This window comes from uncultured Fretibacterium sp., from assembly GCF_938040765.1.
Classification (GTDB): domain Bacteria; phylum Synergistota; class Synergistia; order Synergistales; family Aminobacteriaceae; genus CAJPSE01.
The window spans coordinates 1-7,880 of sequence record NZ_CALIAA010000282.1 but is presented as its reverse complement, the minus strand read 5'-3'; the positions used below and the strand labels follow the sequence as shown (position 1 = coordinate 7,880).

Genomic DNA, 7,880 nt, shown 5'->3' with positions numbered 1-7,880 from the left:
GGAGCTGCGGCGCCCGCCGAAGCAACTCGTCCGTGGAGAGGTCGGGGGGGACGGGAGAGAGATTGAGGTCTACGTCGGGGGAGAGGCCTCCTGCAAGAACATCGGGATCGCCGGAGATCAGGATATTCACCGAGACCGTCACCGCGACGGGCCAGACGTTGAAATCGCGAATGTCGATAACGCCGTTTCGGTTGAAGTCCACGGCATCGACGGCGAACTCCCGGGACCGCCCCCCATACATGACCATGTTGGACGAGTTGCCGATGGGGTTTCCCGTGTCCCTGTCGGCAAACTGCATTTGTATCGGCAGAAAGAAATAATGCAGCCGCGCGTAATTGAAAACTCTCGCCCATCCCGCTGCAGGCGCCATCAAAAGCGCCGCCAGCACAAACACCATACCCAATCTTACCCTGTCAATCCTTCTCACTTCTTCTACCTCCTTGAATGGACTGCTGAACGAACCCCTTGGAATCAGTCTCCCCTGCGGGCCAGCCGCCGGGGAATACGGTCGCCCCGAAGCAGGTCGTCGGGCGTCTGGCGCTCCACAATAACCTCCGCCTGTCCCCCCTTCACCAGCACGACGGCGGGACGACAAAGCCGATTGTAGTTCCCCGCCATCGAGAAAGTATACGCCCCCGTGTTGAACAACGCCAGTACCTCCCCCCGCCTTACGGAGGGAATAACGGCGTTTTCGACCAGAATATCCCCCGTCTCGCAGCATTTCCCCACAACGGAGACCTTTACATCCTCCCAGCCGGGAGGCGCACCCGGCCGATCGGCCACGGCCGCCCGATAGACCGCCTGGTAGAGGGCGGGACGCGGGTTGTCCGCCATCCCCCCGTCCACCCCAACATAGGTTACGCCCGGCAATTCCTTGACCGTCTCGACCCGGTAAAGAGTGATCCCCGCCTCCGAGACGATCCAGCGTCCCGGCTCTATGGAGACGTCCGGGACCTCCAGTCCTCCGGCCTCGCAAGCACGCTGCAATGCCTCCATCATGGCGTCGGTAAACAGCTTCAGGGGCACAGGCGGCTCGGAGGGATGGGAGCGGGCCCCGAACCCGCCGCCCATGTTCAGCTCCCAAACCCTGAAGCCCAGTTCCTCACGCAGGCACTTCATGGCCTCGACGACCCGCGTGACGGACCGGACGTGCGCCGTCGGGTCGAAGATCTGGGACCCGACGTGGAAGTGCAGGCCGCGCAGCGAGATAGAATCACGCTCCAACGCAAGACGCACGGCCCGCGGCAGGAGGTCTCCATCCAGGGGCAGGCCGAACTTGCTGCCCTCGTGCCCCGTCGCGATGTAGGCGTGCGTATGGGGAGCGACTCCCGGGGTGACGCGGAGCAGGATCTCCGCCCTCCGCCCCTTGCGGGCCGCGAGGTCCGCAAGCACCTCGAGCTCCATGAGACCGTCGACGACAATGCGCCCAATCCCCGCATCAAGGGCGGCATTCAGCTCGGCCTCGCTCTTCGCACTGCCGTGCATCTCGATGCGGAGGGCCGGGAACCCCGCCGAGAGCGCCGTATGGAGCTCCCCCAGGGAGACGACGTCCAGCCCCAGCCCCTCATCCTCCACGATTCGGGCCATCGTCCGGGTCAGAAACGCCTTGCCGGCGTAGCTGGCCGAGGCGTTCGGCCAGCGGTCCAGAAAATCCCTCCTCACCTCCGCGCAGCGGGCACGGATCACGGACTCGTCCAGAACATAAAGAGGCGTCCCAAACCGCGCGGCCAACTCCACGCAGTCCGCCCCTCCCCAGAAAAGATGCGGCACGGCAGCCCTTCCTCCTTCAAAAAACCGGGTATCGGCCTCGCGATTCAGCTCGTCAGGCCATCCAGAGGCATCTCGGTGAGGACCGGGGCCCGAAGCTCCTCCGGGATTTGGAACTCGCCGAAGCTGTCCGTGACGTTGACACGCATGGAGAGGAGCGACTGTATCAAGCTCAACTCCTGCAGAACATGGCTGCTCTTCCGGGCCGCGGGGAATGCGGCGTTGACGACCTGAAAGGCCTCCTCCCCCAGAATGTCCATCCACAGAGCGACACGGCGGACGGCCCGGCCCAGCAACAGAAGCCACCGAAGCAGTCGGGGCGGAGGAAGGCTCGCCAGCGAAAAGAGCATGTGGACGAACACGGACTTCGAGATATTCCCTCGAGGCAGAACCTCGCGGGGCAGCGGCTTTTCGAGATACGACTCGATGCACGAGAAGTCCGCCGGAGCGGAAAACGCCTCTCCCCTGACCATGCAGGCCAGATAAGCCACAAAATGGGCCGGCGAGACGCTCAGGGCGTCGCCCATGCGAAAACGCAGATAGCTCCAGACCGATATCCCATCCTCCAGCCGAAACGAGAGCGCCTCGGACGAGCTCGGGAAAAACTGCCCGTCGAACATGGCGTCGACGAGCTTCTTGTCGATGATGTTGCAATAGGGAACCCCGGAGGGCACCACGGGAAGGAGGCACAGGGGATACATCGAATCGTACGGCACGCTCTCGCGGCTCAACAGGCATTCCCTGAGGTTGTTCAGCAAGGGCTGAAGCGGGATCTTTCCCGTGTTGTAAAGGTAGAAACGGGCTCCCGAGACGAACCCCCTGAGCAGTTTGTAGGTGAAGTCCGTCTGTCTGCTGGCGTTCTGCCCCATGGGGTTGGCGCCGTACCGGATGAGCTTCTTCATGATCTCGGGGTCCCGCGCGGCCATGAGCGCGGTGGAGTCCCCATAGCCCCGGGTGTTGTAGTCCGCGTTCGCCCCCATCTCCAGAAGACGGGTCACCGTCAGCGGCAGGCCGCGGCGCGCCATCTCCATCAGCAGGGTATCCCGACGCCCCGCTCCGAACGAGGCGGAGTCGCAGTTCCAGCCATTCCGCGCCAGATCCACGACGAGCCGGGAAAAAATCTGATCCCTCAGGTTATGGACGTCCTGAGGGGCGTATCGGGTGACGCCGCACAGGGAGAAGAGCCGAAAATCGGACATGGCGAGGAGCTCCGCCAGGAGGTCCCGGGTCTCGGACAGCTCCCTGGCCCGCGCAATGCGCCCCTGGATGTTCTCGAAATGAAGCGTCACCGCAGACACGATAAGACCTCCTCAGAGACAACGCTGCCCCGCCGCCATCCGGCCGTGAGGGATGAAGCAGATACCCAAACTTATTATATCCTACTCCCTCGAGAGAGGCTCAATGCCACGAAGGACAAATGCTATACTCATGACGTCAATGATAGCATATCCCGGCAGACGAAAAATCCGGCGGTCAAAGTTATGCGTCTTTCAAGCGCTCTGTTCGGGCTCTATTCAGGAAGAGGAAGGCTCCATGTCCGATCGAAAAACTGCGGTCCGCGGAACGAACGTCTCAGCTCTTTTTTGGGGGGCGCCTGAAGGATGGGAGTCCGCGGCGCCGCATTTGCCCATTCCGGAGCGCGGCCCCCGGCGATGACCGCACACACGCCCCCCCTCTGGGAGGACTTCATGCGCCTCTCGGACCAAGCGGCCCTCGAGGTCCGCTTCCCGTCGGGGGAGATTGCCCTCTCGGGTCGTCTCCTGTCGCTCCTGCGACTTTCCCCCGACTCCCGGCCGGAGAACTTCGGCCAGTGGCACGAGCTGTCGCACCCCGAGGACCACGCGGAGACGCAGCACATGCTGCGGACGCTCTACGAGCCGGACCGGACGGCGCTGTCCTTCACACGACGCTTTTATTGCGGCGATGGAATCTACCGACCCCTCAGGCTCGACGCCTGCATCCTTCGCGCGGACGATGGGGCCCCGCTCCGGCTGCTGGGTACCGAGACGGACCTGACCCCCCAAAGGCTCTCGGACCGCCGGGCCGCGGCATGGCGGTCCCTCAGCCAGGAACTGCAGCGGCAGCTCGAGGAACGGAGGGCCGAGAGCGCACGAACGGCCGGCCTTCTCGCGGCGGCGGAGTCCGAGTTGACGAACGCCTGCTCCCGCCTCGCGTCCCTCCGCTCCCTGCTCGCTGCGCTTCCGGTTCCGTTCTGCACGCGCGCACAGGGGACCGTCGCCCCGCTCGGCGGCGTCATGGAGACCCTCTGCTCCCGGGATCCCTCTCTTGCCGATCGGGTCGGGGCGGCGAGGGAAGGGGATCTGCTCTGTATTCAGGACATCTGGGGCCGCACAAGGACGTTTCGGGCCTCCCTGTCCCCCCTGCCCGGCTCGGAGGGAGAACTGGCCGTCCTGCTCGACGTCTCGGACCAGGCCGAGGCGGAGCAGGAGAACCTGAGACTGCGCCGATGCCTCCAGCGCGGCGCCTTCCGCCCCTCCTTCGAAGAGGCCCCCCCGGTGTCCGAACCGCTCCGCGGGACCGAGGAAGCCCCGGCAGAGGCCATACCGGCGGCGGAGTCCGTACAGGCGGAGCTGACGGCACTCCTGCAGTCGGCCCTCGCCGTCCTGACCTCGCGCTCCGTCTCCCCCGAGCTCTCGTCCCGCACGGCGCAGTTCGAGACCCTTCTGGGGGCGGCCGGCCGCACCGAGCTGACCGTCGGCGTCGTCGGGATCACGAGCAGCGGCAAATCCACCCTGATCAACGCGATGATGGGCGAGCGCCTCCTCCCCGAGGAGACCCGGGCCACGACCAACGTAACGGTCCTCTGCCGCAAGGGCGGCCTCAGGGCCGTCGACGTCGGCTACGAGGATGGCAGGAGCGAACGGCTCTCAGGGGACGTCCTGACCCCCCGGAGGCTCGAGGAGCTCACGACGGAGCGAATGAACCCCGGCAACGAGCGCGGGGTCGCCCGCATCGAATGGAGCGGCCCGGGCGCCGCCCTTCCCCAGGGGCTGGTCCTCGTCGATACGCCCGGCCTCGACGCCTGCGAATTGCCCCGGCACTCCGAGCTCGTGCTGCGCCGCATCCTCCCGACCCTGGACATCGTCCTGTACGTCTCCTCCATACGCAGCCCCTTCAAGGCCGCGGACATCGAGCTGGTGAGGACGGTCCTGGAGGCGCGCCAGAGGATGATCCTTCTGCTCACCCAGATCGACCTCGAACGCGACGACCTCGAGGGGGGGCGGATCGTCCTCTCGCGCGCTCAGAAGCTGGCCGCCTACCTGCAGGAGCTGCGCAGGGACGCCGCCCGTCCCGACCGGCTGGAGTACCCCGTCATCCCCATCTCCGCCAAGCTGGCCCTGCGGCACTTTTACGACCGTGATTCCGCCGAATGGCGGGCCTCGAACTTCGAACCACTGCTCCGCCGGATGACGTCCTTCCGGGAGCGCCTGCTCCACAACGGCATCGCGCTTCGGGCGCGAAGGGCCGCGGCCCTGCTGCGGCGCACCCTCGAGGATCTGGACTCCGCCCTCAGGGATACGGACGGCGGTGAGCCCCTCTCGACGGTCCTCCGTCAATCCGCCCGGATCCGGGAGCTTCGGGACGCCCAGCGCTGGGTCAGCGCCGAGATATCCTCGGTCCGCAACGAGTGGAAGCGTGAGCTCGCCCCCGAACCGATCATCGGCCGTTTTCTGCGCGAGGCGGAGACGATTCGGACCCCGGAGGCCCTCCGCGAACGCTGCCTGCGCTGGGATGGAGAATGGGCGGAGCTCCTGAGGCGGATGACGGAACGCATGGACCGCGCCGGAGCTTTCTGCGACGAGATGCTCGTCCGCCACGAGCTGTCCCCCGTCAGCCGGCCGGACCCCCTTCCCGGATTCTGCACGGAGCTGCCCGACCTGGACCGGTACATCCGCCACCAGGCCAGCGAGGTACGGACCCGCGGATGGTTCCGGGGACTCTCCTTCCGGCCCGGGAGAAGGGTCGTCCTCCAGACCGTCGATCGGGATCTGTTGACACGGGAATGGAGGCAGCTCCTGACGGAGCGCCTCGAGGTCCTGGACGCCCATCTGAACTGGTGGGAGAACCGGATGAGGGAGATCGTCTGCGATCCCCTCTACGAGGAGCTTGCCCGGGAGGAGGCGGCCCTCGAGGACACGAAACGCTCCAGGGCGGAACGCGAGCTCTCGAGGTCCGCGTTTCGGGAGACGGCGGCATCCCTGCGGGCGATCGAACGGAAGCTCCTGCGCCTCATCGACGAGCTGAGACTGGAGGGCTCGATGCCGGCGGAGGACGAGGGGCCGCACGACCTTCCTCCGGAGCCCCCGTCGGACCCGGAGAGCATTCCGGGAGACGGAAGCGGGGAAAATTTCTTCTCCCCCTTTTTTCGGGCCTTCACGGAACAGGCCATCCAGACCCGTTTTCTGGCCCTCCCCGCGCTGCGCTCACGCCGCCGCATCGTCCTTCTGGGGCTCAGGCGTCACGATTCGCTGCGGCTGCTCTCGCGTCTCGCCCACGACGCCTCGCTGACCGACGTCCCCAGGACGCCGGAGGGCCGGGAGATCGGGGAGGGCGAATGGATCTTCTGCGGCCGCATCCCCCCGGCGATGCCCCACGCACTCCTGCGCACCCCCTCCTCCTCGTTGGACGACCTGGAGGTGCTCGTCGCGCCCTCCGACGCCTTCAGGGGAGAGGCCATGCTGGGCGCGGACTGGGACGACCTCTTCGGGGAGTGGCTGCCCATCGTGCATCTGGACATCGCCCGGGTGGACTCCGGGCTCTCGGACCTCGCCCGTTCCCCCTACGCTCCGGCCCTCGCGAGCGTCCCGGACTGGATCGCCGCGTCGGCCCACGGTGCGCTCTTCGCGACCCGGCTGCCCGACCTCGTCCTGGACGTCCCCGACCGCATGGCCGCATTCACCCGTCTGCGTGGCTTCCGCGGCCGAATGGACTGGTTCGTCCACGAGAACTACGATCCCCGCTACACGGACTTCATCGCCCTGGGCCGCCAGATCGGCGCGGACTCCTCCGACGGGGACCTGGAGACGCTGCTCGACCTGTGGCGCGAGAGCAGCCTGGACTTCGCCCCTCCCCTGACGGAGCACCGGCTGCGCATGGCGCTCCGGGAGATTCGGGAGAGGATGAGGGCCGATGCCCTGCGTCTCCTCAAGCCGGAACCTCAAAGGTCGGATGACGACGAGGCACCCGCCTCCTCCGGCGGAAGCGGGGAATGGGGAAGAAACGCGACGGAGCAAAGCCGTTAAGATTAGAACGGTAAGAACGGAGGGATTTTCACTTCATGAAGACGGAGCCGGAGAAATCCGCGGAGACTGGGAGGCTGGAGGCTGGACTCGGGAGAAATCCTCCCCTCGATCACGCCAGCGCCCGCATCGTATCGGAGCTCGCCGCCAGGCTGCTGCCGCCGCTCAAGGAGGAGCTTTCCGCCCTCCGCACACTGGAGGACGAGGAGAAGGACGCGGCATGGCGGAGGATACGGGAGGCGGTATCCGAGCTCGCGGCGAGGCCGCGCGTCGAGCCGGAGGGGAACCCCGCGCACCGGGAGGCGCTTGCCCGTTCCCTGGAGGACACGAACCGCAGGATCGCCCTGCTGGAGGGGGCGATATCGCAGCTGAAGGCAGCGGTCGAGAACATCGCGGAGCTCCAGAGGGCCCCGGCGTCGTCCCACCCCGACTCATCGCCCTCCGACGAGGAGGGCGCAGCGTTTCCTCCGGAACGGGAGGCTCCTCTTTCGGACCTCATGGAAAACCGGATCCCAATCTGGGAGGGGCTGCTGCGGGCCCACAACCAGGCGCAGAGCCGGGAGCTGAACGCGCTCTCGGTGGAGCTGGCCGAACTTCAGAACGAGACCCGGGAGGCCATGGCCCGGACGCTCCGCGAGGCTCTGGAACAAGAGCTGGCCGACTGCAGCGCACAATGGAGCCGCCGACTGGAGGTGCTGCGGAACGATATGCGCGCGATGCAGAAACGGCTCTGGTGCGCGCTCGGGCTGGTGATGCCCGTGCTGATCTCCCTGTCGCTGCTGTTGGCGCGGATCTTAGGGAAGCGCTGATTAAAACAAGAACGCACATTTTGCCAAAGGAAAATATGTAAAA

General features: G+C 66.1%; 5 protein-coding genes. 2 read left to right on the top strand and 3 right to left on the bottom strand.

Going from position 1 to position 7,880, the window contains the following annotated elements; all coding sequences use genetic code 11:
* The 3 genes from Q0176_RS09980 to Q0176_RS09970 all read right to left on the bottom strand — a co-directional run.
* The coding region (locus tag Q0176_RS09980; protein ID WP_299302340.1) for a hypothetical protein at positions 1 to 427 on the bottom strand (427 nt) is incomplete at its 3' end.
* A 44-nt stretch (positions 428 to 471) separates the two neighbouring features.
* Positions 472 to 1,770, bottom strand: coding sequence for a diaminopimelate decarboxylase (lysA, locus tag Q0176_RS09975; RefSeq protein WP_299302337.1), 1,299 nt, complete (start codon positions 1,768 to 1,770; stop codon positions 472 to 474).
* Between the two features lie 44 nt (positions 1,771 to 1,814).
* Positions 1,815 to 3,065, bottom strand: coding sequence for a hypothetical protein (locus Q0176_RS09970; protein WP_299302334.1), 1,251 nt, complete (start codon positions 3,063 to 3,065; stop codon positions 1,815 to 1,817).
* A 354-nt stretch (positions 3,066 to 3,419) separates the two neighbouring features.
* Between Q0176_RS09970 and Q0176_RS09965 the strand changes: the two genes are divergently transcribed.
* Together Q0176_RS09965 and Q0176_RS09960 are read left to right on the top strand one after the other, a co-directional pair.
* Positions 3,420 to 7,031 (top strand): dynamin family protein, encoded by a 3,612-nt coding sequence (locus Q0176_RS09965; RefSeq protein ID WP_299302331.1) that lies wholly within the window; start codon positions 3,420 to 3,422, stop codon positions 7,029 to 7,031.
* A gap of 35 nt (positions 7,032 to 7,066) precedes the next feature.
* Positions 7,067 to 7,837 (top strand): hypothetical protein, encoded by a 771-nt coding sequence (locus Q0176_RS09960; RefSeq protein WP_299302328.1) that lies wholly within the window; start codon positions 7,067 to 7,069, stop codon positions 7,835 to 7,837.
* Positions 7,838 to 7,880: the final 43 nt, after the last annotated feature.